General features: G+C 69.6%; 13 protein-coding genes and 2 tRNA genes. 11 read left to right on the top strand and 4 right to left on the bottom strand.

Features of this window, described 5'->3' with window-relative positions:
• Nucleotides 1-20 precede the first annotated feature (20 nt).
• Nucleotides 21-761 (top strand): gamma-glutamyl-gamma-aminobutyrate hydrolase family protein, encoded by a 741-nt coding sequence (locus AC1DS4_RS09070; protein WP_477632734.1) that lies wholly within the window; start codon nt 21-23, stop codon nt 759-761.
• A 282-nt stretch (nt 762-1,043) separates the two neighbouring features.
• Nucleotides 1,044-2,627, top strand: coding sequence for a citramalate synthase (gene cimA, locus AC1DS4_RS09065; protein ID WP_477632733.1), 1,584 nt, complete (start codon nt 1,044-1,046; stop codon nt 2,625-2,627).
• Between the two features lie 34 nt (nt 2,628-2,661).
• Here cimA and argG read toward each other — a convergent pair whose 3' ends face one another.
• A complete protein-coding gene (gene argG, locus AC1DS4_RS09060) occupies nt 2,662-4,086 on the bottom strand; it encodes an argininosuccinate synthase (RefSeq protein ID WP_477615531.1) in 1,425 nt (474 codons plus the stop codon).
• Nucleotides 4,087-4,314: 228 nt separating this feature from the next.
• On the opposite strand from argG, the gene AC1DS4_RS09055 reads away from it, so the two are divergent.
• Entirely contained in the window at nt 4,315-5,097 is a 783-nt protein-coding gene (locus AC1DS4_RS09055; protein ID WP_477632732.1) for a PadR family transcriptional regulator, read from the top strand.
• On the opposite strand, the gene AC1DS4_RS09050 is transcribed toward AC1DS4_RS09055, so the two are convergent.
• Nucleotides 4,980-5,966, bottom strand: coding sequence for a 3-methyladenine DNA glycosylase (locus AC1DS4_RS09050; RefSeq protein WP_477632731.1), 987 nt, complete (start codon nt 5,964-5,966; stop codon nt 4,980-4,982). The genes AC1DS4_RS09055 and AC1DS4_RS09050 overlap by 118 nt on opposite strands.
• Nucleotides 5,967-6,047: 81 nt before the next feature.
• Nucleotides 6,048-6,224, bottom strand: coding sequence for a hypothetical protein (locus AC1DS4_RS09045; RefSeq protein ID WP_477615528.1), 177 nt, complete (start codon nt 6,222-6,224; stop codon nt 6,048-6,050).
• 83 nt (nt 6,225-6,307) lie between these two features.
• On the opposite strand from AC1DS4_RS09045, the gene AC1DS4_RS09040 reads away from it, so the two are divergent.
• From AC1DS4_RS09040 to AC1DS4_RS09020, 5 genes are all read left to right on the top strand, one after another.
• Complete coding sequence (locus AC1DS4_RS09040) at nt 6,308-7,261, top strand: GlxA family transcriptional regulator (protein WP_477615527.1); 954 nt, start codon at nt 6,308-6,310, stop codon at nt 7,259-7,261.
• 62 nt (nt 7,262-7,323) lie between these two features.
• Entirely contained in the window at nt 7,324-8,100 is a 777-nt protein-coding gene (locus AC1DS4_RS09035) for a fumarylacetoacetate hydrolase family protein (RefSeq protein ID WP_477615526.1), read from the top strand.
• Nucleotides 8,101-8,172: 72 nt separating this feature from the next.
• Complete coding sequence (gene gltX, locus AC1DS4_RS09030; protein WP_477632730.1) at nt 8,173-9,702, top strand: glutamate--tRNA ligase; 1,530 nt, start codon at nt 8,173-8,175, stop codon at nt 9,700-9,702.
• A gap of 109 nt (nt 9,703-9,811) precedes the next feature.
• Nucleotides 9,812-9,883, top strand: a tRNA-Gln gene (locus AC1DS4_RS09025).
• A gap of 107 nt (nt 9,884-9,990) precedes the next feature.
• Nucleotides 9,991-10,066 (top strand) — tRNA-Glu (locus AC1DS4_RS09020).
• 80 nt (nt 10,067-10,146) lie between these two features.
• Here AC1DS4_RS09020 and AC1DS4_RS09015 read toward each other — a convergent pair.
• Entirely contained in the window at nt 10,147-10,890 is a 744-nt protein-coding gene (locus AC1DS4_RS09015) for an IclR family transcriptional regulator (RefSeq protein ID WP_056922488.1), read from the bottom strand.
• Between the two features lie 156 nt (nt 10,891-11,046).
• Between AC1DS4_RS09015 and leuC the strand changes: the two genes are divergently transcribed.
• The 3 genes from leuC to AC1DS4_RS09000 all read left to right on the top strand — a co-directional run bounded on the left by leuC (nt 11,047) and on the right by AC1DS4_RS09000 (nt 14,147).
• Nucleotides 11,047-12,477, top strand: coding sequence for a 3-isopropylmalate dehydratase large subunit (gene leuC, locus AC1DS4_RS09010; protein WP_477632729.1), 1,431 nt, complete (start codon nt 11,047-11,049; stop codon nt 12,475-12,477).
• Nucleotides 12,477-13,070, top strand: coding sequence for a 3-isopropylmalate dehydratase small subunit (gene leuD / locus AC1DS4_RS09005; protein ID WP_477632728.1), 594 nt, complete (start codon nt 12,477-12,479; stop codon nt 13,068-13,070). Before leuC ends, leuD begins: the two co-directional genes overlap by 1 nt.
• A gap of 393 nt (nt 13,071-13,463) precedes the next feature.
• Complete coding sequence (locus tag AC1DS4_RS09000) at nt 13,464-14,147, top strand: HU family DNA-binding protein (protein ID WP_477632727.1); 684 nt, start codon at nt 13,464-13,466, stop codon at nt 14,145-14,147.
• The last annotated feature ends 1 nt before the right edge of the window (nt 14,148 follow it).

The following is a 14,148-nucleotide window of genomic DNA, read 5'->3' as shown; positions in this document are numbered from 1 at the left end:
GAGCACCCGATGAGGACCCCGTGAGCCGCCGCCCCGTGAGCCGCCCCGTGATCGGGCTGACCTGCTACGTCGAGCCGGTGTCCCGTGCTGTCTGGCGGGACGTTCCCAGCGCCACTGTTCCGTACTCCTACATCCGCAAGCTCGAGCAGGCCGGCGGGGTCGTCGTGATCATCCCGCCGCGGGCGGACGGCGACCCTGGCCTTGCCGCGGAGATCCTCTCGCGACTCGACGGCCTCGTTATCGCCGGCGGGGCCGACGTCGATCCCTCGCGGTATGCCCGCGAGCGCCACCCAGCGGCCCAGGAGCCCCGGGAGGACCGGGACGCCATGGAGCTGGCCCTGGCAGCGGCCGCCGCCGAGGAGGGAGTGCCACTCCTCGGGATCTGCCGGGGTATGCAGGTCATGGCCGTGGCCGCCGGAGGCGACCTGGAGCAGCACGTGCCGGACCGGGTGGGCCACCAGGACCACTCGCCCCACGTGGGGGCCTACGGTGCCCACGCGGTGACCACCGTGGCCGGGACGCGGGTGAACTCGCTGCTGGGCGACTCCACGGTCGTGCCGAGCTACCACCACCAGTCGGTGCTGACCCATCCCGGGTTCGTCGCCGCCGCCTGGGCGGAAGACGGCACGCTGGAGGCGATGGAGGACCCGGCGGCGGGGTTCCGGCTGGCTGTCCAGTGGCATCCGGAGGAAGGCGACGACCCGCGGTTGTTCGCCGCGCTGGTGGACGCGGCCGCGCGGCATACCTCCTCGTGGTCCTGACCACGATGCGGACCGGGGTTCCACAGCGTGAATGGCCCGTGTCACAGTGAGCACGTGACGTCCTGGCACATGGCCACCACCATGGTGATTATCGACTAGCGCGACGAGAACTCCCTCGTCGCGCAGACCTCCCACACCCGGGGGGTCTTTTCGTTTGTCAGGCACTGTCTGTCAGCCGCTGCCAGCACCATCCCCGCCGGGCAGCGGGCGCGATGCCGGGGAGAATGACCACCAGGAACTGCTGTACCACCGAGGCGAGACCGAACCGATGAGGACACCGCGATGAGCGACCTGCACGTCTACGACACCACCCTGCGCGATGGTGCGCAGCAGGAGGGGCTCAACCTCTCCGTGTCGGACAAGCTGGCCATTGCCCTGCACCTCGACGAGCTCGGCGTCGGCTTCATCGAGGGTGGCTGGCCGGGCGCCAACCCGAAGGACACCGAGTTCTTCGCGCGCGCCAAGACCGAGCTGACGCTGCGCAACGCGACCCTCGCGGCCTTCGGCGCGACCAGGCGGGTCGGCGGCAACGCGGCCGACGACCCGCTGGTCCGCGCCCTCGTCGACTCCGGTGCCCCGGTCGTCACCCTCGTGGCGAAATCCCATGTGCGCCACGTGGAGTCGGCCCTGCGGACCACCCTCGAGGAGAACCTCGCCATGGTGCGCGACACCGTCTCCTTCCTCCACGGCGAGGGGCGTCGCGTCTTCCTCGACGCCGAGCACTTCTTCGACGGGTATGCCGCCGACCGGGCCTATGCGCTGGAGGTCATCCGTGCCGCGATGGAGTCCGGCGCCGAGGTCGTGGCGCTGTGCGACACCAACGGCGGCATGCTGCCGAACCAGGTCGCCGACGTGGTGGCCGACGTCGTCAGCACCACCGCTGCCCGGGTGGGCATCCACTGCCACAACGACACCGGTTGTGCGGTGGCCAACTCGATGGCGGCGGTCGACGCGGGGGCGACCCACGTGCAGGGGACCATCAACGGCTACGGCGAGCGCACCGGCAACGCCGACCTCCTCACGGTGGTCAGCAACCTGCAGATCAAGCGAGGCCTGCCGATGCTCGACAGCGGACGGCTCCGCGAGGCGACGCGCATCGCCCACGCGATCTCCGAGATCACCAACGTGCCGCCCTACTCGCGTCAGCCCTACGTCGGTGCCAGTGCCTTTGCACACAAGGCCGGGCTGCACGCCAGCGCCATCAAGATCGACCCCGACCTCTACCAGCACACGGACCCGCAGCACGTGGGCAACGACATGCGGATGCTGGTGTCGGACATGGCGGGTCGCGCGAGCATCGAGCTCAAGGGCCGCGAGCTGGGTTACGACCTCTCCGACGACAAGGACCTGCTCACCCGGGTGCTGGCCAAGGTGAAGGACCTCGAGCTGCGCGGCTACACCTTCGACGCGGCCGACGCGTCCTTCGAGCTGCTGTTGCGCCGGGAGGTCGAGGACGCGACCTACGACTTCTTCGAGGTCGAGTCCTGGCGCGTCATCACCGATGCCCGTGGCGGCGGCGAGACCGCCCTGTCGGAAGCAACGGTCAAGCTCGTCGCGGGCGGCGAGCGGGTCGTGGCGACCGGCGAGGGGAACGGTCCCGTCAACGCGCTCGACCACGCGCTGCGCCGAGCACTGGCCCCGGCCTACCCCGAGCTCGACAAGCTCGAGCTGATCGACTACCGGGTGCGCATCCTCGACGCGGCCCACGGCACCGACGCGGTGACCCGGGTGCTCATCGAGACGTCCGACGGCTCGACGTCGTGGGAGACCATCGGCGTCGCGGGCAACATCATCGAGGCGTCCTGGCAGGCACTCGTGGACGGTGTCACCTACGGACTCGTGCGGTCGGGCGTCCCCGTCAGATAGCCCACCCCACCGACCGCCGGGGTGTCTGTGGTGGTCAGTCGGTGCCGAACTCGATGGCGGCGCGGTCGAGTGCGTCGTCGTCGGAGTCGGCCTGTGCTGCATGGGGATTCGACGAGATGGCCTTGGCGCCCCCGGGCTCGAGGTCGCCCACGAGGTCCTGGTGACGGGCGACGAGCTGGCCCTGCGCGGCATACAGCTCGAGCTTGGCCCGGGAGTCGGCGATGTCGAGGTTGCGCATCGTCAGCTGGCCGATGCGGTCGACGGGGCCGAAGGCCGCTCCCTCGGTGCGCTCCATCGAGAGCTTCTCCGGGTGGTAGCTGAAGGCGGGACCGGTCGTGTTGACGATCGAGTAGTCGTCGCCCCGGCGCAGCCGGACAGTGACCTCTCCGGTGACGACCGAGGCGACCCAGCGCTGGAGCGACTCGCGCAGCATGAGTGACTGCGGGTCGAGCCAGCGGCCTTCGTAGAGCAGCCGGCCGAGGCGACGGCCCTCGGCGTGGTAGTTGGCGATGGTGTCCTCGTTGTGGATCGCGTTGAGCAGTCGCTCGTAGGTGATCCACAGCAGGGCCAGGCCCGGGGCCTCGTAGATGCCGCGGCTCTTGGCCTCGATGATGCGGTTCTCGATCTGGTCGGACATCCCGAGCCCGTGGCGTCCGCCGACCTTGTTGGCCTCGTCGACGAGGGACACCGCGTCCGGGAAGGTCTGGCCGTTGATGGCCACCGGGCGCCCCTGCTCGAACCGCACGGTGACGTCCTCGGTGGCGATTGCGACCGACTCGTCCCAGAACGCGACGCCCATGATCGGCTCGACGATCTCCATGCTCTCGTTGAGGAACTCGAGGGTCTTGGCCTCGTGGGTGGCGCCCCAGATGTTGGCGTCGGTGGAGTAGGCCTTCTCGGTGCTCGAGCGGTAGGGGAGGTCACGGGCCTGCAGCCACTCCGACATCTCCTTGCGGCCGCCGAGCTCGCTCACGAAGTCGGCGTCGAGCCACGGCTTGTAGATGCGCAGGGCCGGGTTGGCGAGCAGGCCGTAGCGGTAGAACCGCTCGATGTCGTTGCCCTTGAAGGTGGAGCCGTCGCCCCAGATGTCGACACCGTCGTCCTTCATGGCACGCACCAGCAGCGTCCCGGTGACGACCCGGCCCAGGGGAGTGGTGTTGAAGTAGGTCTTGCCGCCGCTGCGGATGTGGAACGCACCACACGCGATGGCGGACAGGCCCTCCTCCACGAGCGCGGGCCGGCAGTCGACCAGGCGCGCCAGGTCGGCGCCGTACTGCCCGGCGCGGTCGGGGACCGTGTCGATCTCGGGCTCGTCGTACTGGCCCAGGTTCGCGGTGTAGGTGCAGGGGATCGCCCCCTTCTCCCGCATCCAGGCAACGGCGACAGAGGTGTCCAGACCACCCGAGAAGGCGATCCCGACACGCTCACCAACAGGCAGGGACGTCAGAACTTTCGACACGGTAGGTCAGCCTACGGGCCGCCGCAGGAGCGCGCGCACGGGTCCGGTCCGTGGCCCGGAGCCGGGAGTCGAGGGTGGAGGTCGAGGGTGGAGGTCGAGAGTGGGACTTGACATCGATATATCGACGAGCGCATCATTCGATATATCGACAACATACTGTCGATTGTGCGAGAGAGAGCCGTCCACCAGAGCGACGGCCCCCGCACCCCCATTCGTAGGAGAGAACCCATGAATCGCATGAACCTGAACATCCAGATGTCCCACCCCCGTCGAGGGAGCAGCTCCGGCGAGTCCGGTCACCCCGGTCACGGCCACCACGGGGGACCCCGCCGTGGCCGCGGCGAGTTCGCCGGCTTCGGACCCGGCGCGGGCTTCGGCCCGGGTGCCGGTTTCGGCCCGGGTGCCGGTTCCGGCAGGGGGCTCAGTGGCGAGGGCCGCGGCCCTCGCGGCGGGGGTCGCGGACCACGTCGCGGCCGTCGCGGTGACGTCCGACGCGCGATCCTCGCCCTCCTCGCGGAGGAGCCGATGAACGGCTACGGCATCATCACCGCCATCGCCGAGCGCTCCGACGGCTCGTGGCAGCCGGGTCCCGGGTCGGTCTACCCGGCCCTGCGCGTGCTCGACGAGGAGGGCCTGATCGCCCCCGACGAGTCCGACGACGATCCGCGTCGCAAGGTCTTCGCACTGACCGACGACGGCCGCGCCTACGCGGAAGGCCACGGCGACGAGCTCGCACAGGCGTTTGTCGACGCGACCACTCCCCGTCGCGGCTTCCGCGAGATGCGCCGTGAGATCGGCCAGCTGGTGGTCGCCGTAGAACAGGTCGTCGTCGCGGGCCAGCCGGCCCAGCTCGACGCCGCACAGCAGGTGCTCGCCGATGCTCGCCGCTCGCTCTACCGCATCCTCGCGGAGGACGAGACCGGCAGCGTCGACGTCACCCCGGTCGACACGCCGACCGACACGCCGACCGACGCCGGCGCCTCGGCCGACGAGAACGAGCCCGCCGAGTAGTCCCCACCGATCGCGTCCAGGGCCTGCAGGAGTCGCTCCCGCAGGCCCTGGCCGCGCGTGGCGAAGTCGCGCTGGGCGGCGGCATACTCCGCTCGGCCTTGCGGTGTCTCGATGGCGACCGGGACGTAGCCGAGGGCGCTCAGGTCGTAGGGCGAGGCGCGCATGTCGAGCTCGCGGATCTCACGGGCGAGGTCGAAGCAGTCCATCACCAGCGAGCTCGGGATGGCGGGCGACAGCTTCATGCACCACTTGTAGAGGTCCATACCGGCGTGCAGGCACCCCGGCTGTTCGAGCGCCACCTGGTCCTCCCGGGTCGGCTGGAGGAGGTTCAGCGACCGGGCCGCGGGAGTGTAGAAGCGAAACGCGTCGTAGTGGGTGCACTTGATCTGCAGGCCGTCGACGACCTCGTCGGTGCCCCTCGGGCCGAGCCGTAGTGGCCAGGCTGCGTGGCGGACCTCCTCGGCGGGCTGCCGGTAGACCATCGCCCACTCGTGCAGGCCGAAGCACCCGAGCTGCGCCGGCCGCGCGTGCGTCGCCGTCACCAGTCGGCGGACGAACTCGACGGTGTCGCCACGGGACTCGAGGTATGCCGCGGCGTCCAGCTGGGTGCCACCGTCCACCTCGCGGTACAACCGCCACGCGCCGCGGTCCAGGTGCGCGGCGCCCTCGAGGACCACGCCGGGTCCGGGGTGCCAGCGACGCAGCTGCGACGGCTTGAACGGGTAGTACGTGAAGAGGAAGTCCTCGACCGGGTGGGCGACGCCGCTCTGGCGACGCTCTCGATGACCCGAGGTGGCCGCGTCGACGCGGTCGGCGTGCTGGGCCTCGAGCGCCAGCCACACCGACGGCTCGAGCACCTTGGCGACCATGGTCACCAAGGCTAGCCGCGCGGCATACGCTTCCGAACTTTCGGCCACTCGCCCGAAGGTGCGGGGCGAGTGGCCTGCGCGTCAGGAACGCGCCTCGGCGTCGTGCAGGACGCGGTCCCAGTCGTGGTCGAGGTCGGTGAAGGCGATGGTTGAGTCGGATCCGTGCGGTGCGTGCGGGAGCGACCAGGTGCGGCGGTGGTGTCGCTCGACGGCGAAGACCAGCGCAGTGACGAATGCCAGGAGCAGGATGATGGTCATGACTGAAATCATGCGCTCAACCGATTCCAGACACGAGTGGCAGAACTGTCGCTGAGGGCAGTTTTTCTGCCATACTGTCGCCCATGGCCCTGTCCACCATTGCAGCGCTCATCACCGACCCCGTCGCCATGTTCGAGACCGCCATCGCGTGCGAGGTCTTCGGGCTCGACCGCACCGACGACGGAGTGCCGCCGTTCACCTTCATGATGTGTGGCGAGACCGCCGGCGTAGCCGTCCCCACGACGAGCGGTGGCGCGCTGACGCCGACGCACCAGTGGCAGGACGCCCTGGATGCCGACCTCGTGGTGATGCCTGCAGGCGGGGTCCGCGACACATATCCGGAGGAGCTGCTCGACGTGATCCGCGGCGCGCACGCCCGCGGCGCCACCATCCTGTCGATTTGCACGGGGTCGTTCATCCTCGGCGAGACCGGGCTGCTCGACGGACTGACCGCGGTGACGCACTGGCGCTACGCCGAGTCGTTCGCCCGTCGGTTCCCCAAGACCACGGTCTCCATGGACGTGCTCTACCTCGACCACGGCCAGATCGTCACCGGGGCCGGGACTGCCGCAGGCATCGACGCCGTGCTCCACCTCGTCCGTCGCGAGCTGGGGTCGACGGTGGCCACCCGCATCGCCCGCCGCATGGTCGTCCCTCCGCAGCGCGACGGCGGCCAGCGCCAGTACGTCGAGGCGCCCCTGCCCGAGACCGACTGCGAGAGCATGCAGCCGGTGCTCAACCACATCACCGATAACCTCGATGCCCCCCACACGGTCCCGGACCTCGCTCGCCTCGCGATGATGTCCGAGCGCACCTTCGCCCGCCGCTTCGTCGCCGAGACCGGCACGACGCCGCACAAGTGGCTCGTCCAGCAACGAGTGCTGCGCGCTCGCGAGCTGCTCGAGTCGACCGACCTCCCCGTGGAGTCGGTGGCGTCGCACAGCGGGTTCGGGTCGGCAGCGTTGCTGCGCACCCACTTCCAGACCGTCGTAGGCACCTCCCCCCAGCGCTACCGTCGCGAGTTCTCGCGGCGCTGAGCCGCACCTCCCCGACCTCTCCCGCGCCCGGGACGACCACGTCGCCCCGATAGGCTCGTCGGGTGCGCATCGCGAGATACACGACAGGTGAGGACCCGGCCTACGGCATCGTCGAGGGGGAGCCGGGTCGCGAGTTCATCGCCCAGGTCCAGGGCGACCCGCTCTACCAGCCCCTGGTGCTCACGGGCGAGCAGGTTGCGCTGGCCGACGCAAGGCTACTCGCGCCCGTCATCCCGCGCAGCAAGGTGATCGGCATCGGTCGCAACTACGCCGACCACGCCAAGGAGATGGGCGGCGAGCCGCCGGCCCAGCCCATGATGTTTCTCGTTCCCAACACCGCCGTCGTCGGCCCTGGCGACCCGATCGTGATGCCCGCTGGGGCGGAGGAGATCTCCTACGAGGGCGAGCTCGCAGTCGTCATCGGCCGGATCGCCAAGGACGTGCCACGGGAGCGCGTGAAGGAGGTCGTCTACGGCTACACCTGCGCCAACGACGTCACCGCCCGCGACTGGCAGCGCGGCGACGGGCAGTGGGCCCGCGCCAAGGGTTTCGACACGTCCACGCCGCTCGGTCCCTGGATCAGCACCGAGCTCGACGTCAGCGACCTGCGGATCCAGACCCGTCTCGACGGCCAGACCCGCCAGGACGGCACCACGGCGGACATGGTCTTCGACGTCGAGACCCTCGTCTCGTACGTCAGCTCGGCCTTCACGCTCCTGCCCGGAGACGTCATCCTGACCGGCACGCCCGCCGGTGTCGGCCTCGTCGAGGCAGGTCAGCGGGTGGAGGTCGAGATCGAGGGCATCGGCACGCTCAGCAACACCTTCGTGCGCCGCTGAGGCGGGGTATGCCGCGCGGCTGGCCACGCGGCATACGTCCAGTCCGTGGGTGGTCCCTAGAATCGGGGCACCATGACTGAGAAGCCCTCCACCGCACCCCGCCTCCGCGTCGCGCCGTCACCCACGGGCGACCCGCACGTCGGCACGGCCTACATGTCGCTGTTCAACCTGGCCTTCGCACGCCAGCAGGGCGGCTCGTTCGTGCTGCGCATCGAGGACACCGACCGGGCCCGGTTCCAGGCCGACAGCGAGCAGCAGGTCTTCGACACGCTGCACTGGCTCGGGCTGCGATGGGATGAGGGCCCGGACGTGGGTGGGCCGTTTGCGCCGTACCGCCAGAGCGAGCGGCTGGACACCTACCGTCCCTACGTCGAGCGACTGCTGGAGGAGGGCAAGGCCTACCACTGCTGGTGCTCGACCGAGCGACTGACGCAGATGCGCGAGATGCAGCAGAAGCTCAAGCAGCCGACCGGCTACGACCGGCTGTGCGTCGGCAAGTCCCGGGACGAGCGGGCCGGGCTGCCGGGCTTCTCGCAGACCCCCGTCGTCCGCATGCTCATCCCCGAGGACGCCCCGTTGCAGTTCGACGACCTCATCCGCGGCCGCGTCTCGGCGCCCCGCCCGGACGACCAGGTCATCCTCAAGGCAGACGGGTTCCCGACCTACCACCTCGCCGTCGTGGTGGACGACCACGAGATGGGGATCACCCACGTCGTGCGCGGCGAGGAGTGGATCTCGAGCACTCCCAAGCACATCCTGCTCTACCAGTGGCTGGGGCTGGAGCCGCCGGCGTTCGCCCACATGCCGCTGCTGCGCAACACGGACAAGTCCAAGATCTCGAAGCGCAAGAACCCGGCCGCCAGGCTGACCTGGTTCAAGGAGCAGGGCTACCTGCCTGAGGCTCTGGTGAACTTCCTTGCGCTGCTTGCCTATCCACCCGCCATCGGCGCGGACGGCAGTGACGTGGAAGTCTTCACGTTCGAGGAGTTCAGCGCCGACTTCGACTGGGGCAAGGTCAACCCGGTCGGGCCGATCTTCGACCTCAAGAAGCTCGAGTGGCTCAACGGTGTCTACATCCGCGAGCTGGGAACCGGTCAGCTCGCCTCCCGGCTGCTGCCCTACCTCGAGCGGGACGGCGTCCTGTCGGGCAACCCGAGCCTGGGCGAGCTCGCCCGACTGGAGAAGGTCACCGAGCTGATCCAGACCAGGATGGCGCTGCTGTCCGAGGCGAGCGCGCTGGTGGCGCCGTTCTACACCGCCGACGACGCCTTGGAGATCGCCGAAGACGCGCGCGCCCAGCTCAAGGACGACTCGCGTGAGGTGCTCGGGGCGGCGATCAAGGCCATCGAGGACATCGACGACAGTCGTTCGGGCGTGCTCGGCTCCGAGAGCGGCTGGAAGGCCGCGGTCATCGAGGCGGCACTGCGGTCGGCGATCGTCGAGGGGATGGGCATCAAGCCCAAGTTCGCCTTCGGCCCGTTGCGCACGGCCGTGTCCGGTCAGCGGATCAGCCCGCCGTTGTTCGAGTCGATGGAGATCCTCGGCAAGACCTCGACCCTGGCGCGACTGCACCGGCTGCACGACGAGCTCGCCTCTTCCTGACAAACCCCGGCGAGGGAGCCGATTTGGGAACGCACCCGACGGGCCGGTAGTATCGCGTCTCGGTTCACTCCCATGAACGCCTTCGGGCGCGCTGGAAGTGATACCCCCTTGGGGTATGGTGTAATTGGCAACACTACGGTTTCTGGTACCGTCATTCTAGGTTCGAGTCCTGGTACCCCAGCTCAGGCGCAAGCCCTTGTGGCACACGCCGATTCGGAGAAATCCACTGCCTGCCGGTATGGTTCTCTCCGCTGCCCGCCGCGCAACTGCGTGCGGGCAACACGCTAGGGCCCCGTTGTGTAGCGGCCTAGCACGCCGCCCTCTCAAGGCGGTAGCGCGGGTTCGAATCCCGTCGGGGCTACCAGCAGAAGCCTCCGTCCACGGACGGGGGCTTCTCCCATGTCCGGCCCCGTCCCGGGCGACCGGGGCCCCGTGCTGCGGAGGTCAGGCGTGGTTCTGCTGCTGCTGCTGCGCGTGGTGCCGCGCGAGCACCTCGGTGAGCTTGTTGGCACCGGCGATCACCGTTGCCGCGTGCAGGCGCCCGGGCTGGCGCGACAGCCGCTCGATCGGACCTGAGATGGAGACGGCGGCGACGACGCGACCGGAGGGGCCACGCACAGGCGCGGACACGGACGCGACGCCGGCCTCGCGCTCGCCGACGCTCTGGGCCCAACCGCGGCGACGGACGCCGGAGAGGGTCGTCGCGGTGAACTTCGCGCCGTGCAGACCGCGGTGCAGGCGGTCGGGCTCCTCCCAGGCGAGCAGCACCTGGGCGGCGGACCCGGCGAGCATCGACAGGGTCGCGCCGATCGGGATCGAGTCCCGCAGGCCGACGGGACGCTCGGCTGCCGACACGCAGATGCGGTGGTCGCCCTGGCGGCGGAAGAGCTGGGCGCTCTCGTTGGTGTGGTCGCGCAGGGCTCCGAGCACTGGGCCCGCAGCGGCGAGCAGACGGTCCTCACCGGCGGCAGCGGCAAGCTCGGCAAGCCGGGGACCCAGCACGAACCGACCTTGCAGGTCACGCGTGACCAGGCGGTGGTGCTCGAGTGCCACGGCAAGCCGGTGGGCGGTGGGGCGAGCCAGGCCGGTCGCGGTGACGAGCTGGGCGAGGGTCGACGGCCCGGCCTCGAGGGCGCCCAGGACGATGGCTGCCTTGTCGAGAACGCCGACTCCACTGGTTGTGTCCATGGCTTGATATTGACGTCTCATTCGCTGAGACGCAAATCCGTGGGCGTGTCCTGCGTGCGAACCTCGGATGGCAGCACGGCGCCGTGCTCACGAAGGACGCGGCGACGCCCTGCCCACGACGTGACGAAGGCCGTATTCGAAAAGAAGGGTGAAGACGTGTCAGGAACGCTGGCCGAGAAGGTCTGGGATGCGCATGTTGTCCGGCGCGCCGAGGGCGAGCCGGACCTGCTCTACATCGATCTCCACCTCATCCACGAAGTCACCTCGCCCCAAGCCTTCGACGGGCTGAGACTGGCCGGTCGCACGGTCCGCCGCCCCGACCTGACCCTGGCCACCGAGGACCACAACGTCCCGACGACACCCGGCCCGATCACCGACCTGGTGAGCAAGACCCAGGTCGACACGCTGCGGCGCAACTGCGAGGAGTTCGGCGTCCGGCTCTTCCCGATGGGCCACGCAGAGCAGGGAATCGTCCACGTCGTCGGCCCCCAGCGCGGCCTGACCCAGCCGGGCATGACCATCGTCTGTGGCGACTCGCACACCTCGACCCACGGCGCGTTCGGCGCCCTGGCCTTCGGCATCGGCACCTCCGAGGTCGAGCACGTGCTCGCCACCCAGACCTTGCCCCTCAAGCCGTTCCGCACCATGGCGGTCAACGTCGAGGGCGAGCTCCAGCCCGGGGTGACCGCCAAGGACATCACCCTTGCCGTGATCGCCAAGATCGGCACCGGCGGCGGCCAGGGCTACGTCCTGGAGTACCGCGGGAGCGCCATCCGTGCGTTGTCGATGGAAGCCCGGATGACGGTCTGCAACATGTCGATCGAGGCCGGTGCCCGCGCGGGCATGATCGCCCCCGACCAGACCACGTTCGACTACCTCCAGGGGCGCGAGCACGCGCCGACCGGCGCCGACTGGGACGTCGCCGTCGCCGACTGGAGCACCCTGCGCAGCGACGACGACGCCGCCTTCGACGCCGAGGTCGACCTCGACGCCAACACGCTCACGCCGTTCGTCACCTGGGGCACCAACCCCGGCCAGGGACTGCCCCTCGGCGAGTCCGTGCCCGACCCGGAGACGATGGGCGACGACAACGAGAAGGCGGCAGCCCAGCACGCCCTCGACTACATGGGCCTGACCGCCGGCACCCCGCTGCGCGAGATCCGCGTCGACACCGTCTTCGTCGGCTCCTGCACCAACGGCCGGATCGAGGACCTGCGGGCCGCCGCCGAGGTGGTCAAGGGGCACAAGGTCGCCGACGGAGTCCGGATGCTCGTCGTCCCCGGTTCGGCGCGGGTGCGCCTCCAGGCCGAGGAGGAGGGCCTCGACAAGGTGTTCACCGCTGCGGGAGCCGAGTGGCGCCTCCCCGGCTGCTCGATGTGCCTGGGCATGAACCCCGACCAGCTCGCCCCAGGGGAGCGCAGCGCCTCCACGTCCAACCGCAACTTCGAGGGCCGGCAGGGCAAGGGTGGTCGCACCCACCTGGTCAGCCCACTGGTCGCCGCCGCCACCGCGCTGCGCGGCACCCTGTCCAGCCCGGCGGATCTCGTCGACCTCGTCGAGGCCGGCACCTTCGAGGGGAGCAAGTGATGGATGCGTTCACGACCCACACCGGCATCGGGGTCCCACTGCGCCGCAGCAACGTCGACACCGACCAGATCATCCCGGCCGTCTACCTCAAGCGGGTGACGCGCACCGGTTTCGAGGACGGCCTGTTCGCCGCCTGGCGCAAGGACGAGACGTTCATCCTCAACAACCCGTCGTATGCCGCGGGGTCGGTCCTCGTGGCCGGCTCCGACTTCGGGACGGGATCGTCTCGCGAGCACGCCGTGTGGGCGTTGATGAACTACGGCTTCCGCGTGGTCCTGTCCTCGCGGTTCGCTGACATCTTCCGGGGCAACAGCGGCAAGCAGGGCCTGCTGACCGCCCAGGTCGCCCAGGACGACATCGAGCTGATCTGGAAGTACCTCGAGAACGAACGCGGCGCCTCGGTGACCGTCGACCTCGTCTCGCGCACCGTCACCGCCGGAGACATCGTCGCGCCCTTCGAGGTCGACGACTACACCCGCTGGCGGCTGCTCGAAGGGCTCGACGACATCAGCCTCACCCTGCGCCACGAGCAGGACGTGACGGACTTCGAGGCCCGCCGACCGGCATACAAGCCGTCCACGACCGTGGCCTGACGCGCGCGGCGCGCCGAGAGGGCGCAATTTCCCCGAAGTCGCAGGCCGAGGCAGGCGAAGACGGCCCCCGATGCTCCGCGTCGGGGGCCGTTCCGGTCCCCGTGCGGTGTCCTGCAGGTCTTCAGGGGCGCGAATTGCGTTGTTGCGCAACGGGATTGGTGCCAACGGGAAGCTCCCCCCTCGAAACCAGCCACCAGCCCGGGTGGGGGTCCGCGTCCTCCGTGCGGCCCGGCTGAGCGCCGCAATCCGTTGCGACACAACAGATCGGGCGCTCGGGATGGTGGACTCGCACGCACAACCGCCCTAACGTCAGACGCAAGTCGGGCATTGGCTCGGCGGCTCACCTCGTCGGGCTAAGGGGTCCGGCGTCACCAACCCTGTGGAGGGGAAGACGTGAACAAGGCAGAACTGATCAAGGAGCTGGAGAGTCGCTTGGGCAGCCGCAAGGCAGCCAGCGATGCACTGACGGCCGTCGTGGACGTGATCATCCGCGAAGTGGCCAAGGGCGGCAGCGTTGCCATCACCGGCTTCGGAACGTTCGAACAGGCCGCCCGGGCCGCGCGCACCGGCCGCAACCCCCGCACCGGTGCCAGCGTGAAGATCAAGAAGACCGTGGTGCCCAAGTTCCGGGCGGGCTCGGCGTTCAAGGATGTCGTGAAGAACCCGCGCTCCCTGCCCAAGGCCGCTGTCGCCGGTGCTCGCGCCGCCGCAGGCACCGCGACCAAGGCCGCGGTGAGCACCGCCAAGAAGGCAGCGCCGGCCACGAAGGCAGCTCCCGCCAAGAAGGCGGCTCCGGCGAAGAAGGCGGCTCCGGCGAAGAAGGCTGTCGTCACAAAGGCCGCTCCGGCCAAGAAGGCGGCACCGGCGAAGAAGGCTGTCGTCAAGAAGGCCGCTCCGGCCAAGAAGGCGGCACCGGCGAAGAAGGCTGTCGTCAAGAAGGCCGCTCCGGCCAAGAAGGCGGCACCCGCCAAGAAGGCTGTCGTCAAGAAGGCCGCTCCGGCCAAGAAGGCGGCACCGGCGAAGAAGGCGGCACCCGCCAAGAAGGCTGCGACCAAGCGCGCGGCCAAGAAGGCTTAGT

The organism is Pedococcus sp. P3_C7 (assembly GCF_056402615.1).
This window is presented reverse-complemented; position numbering and strand designations above follow the sequence as displayed.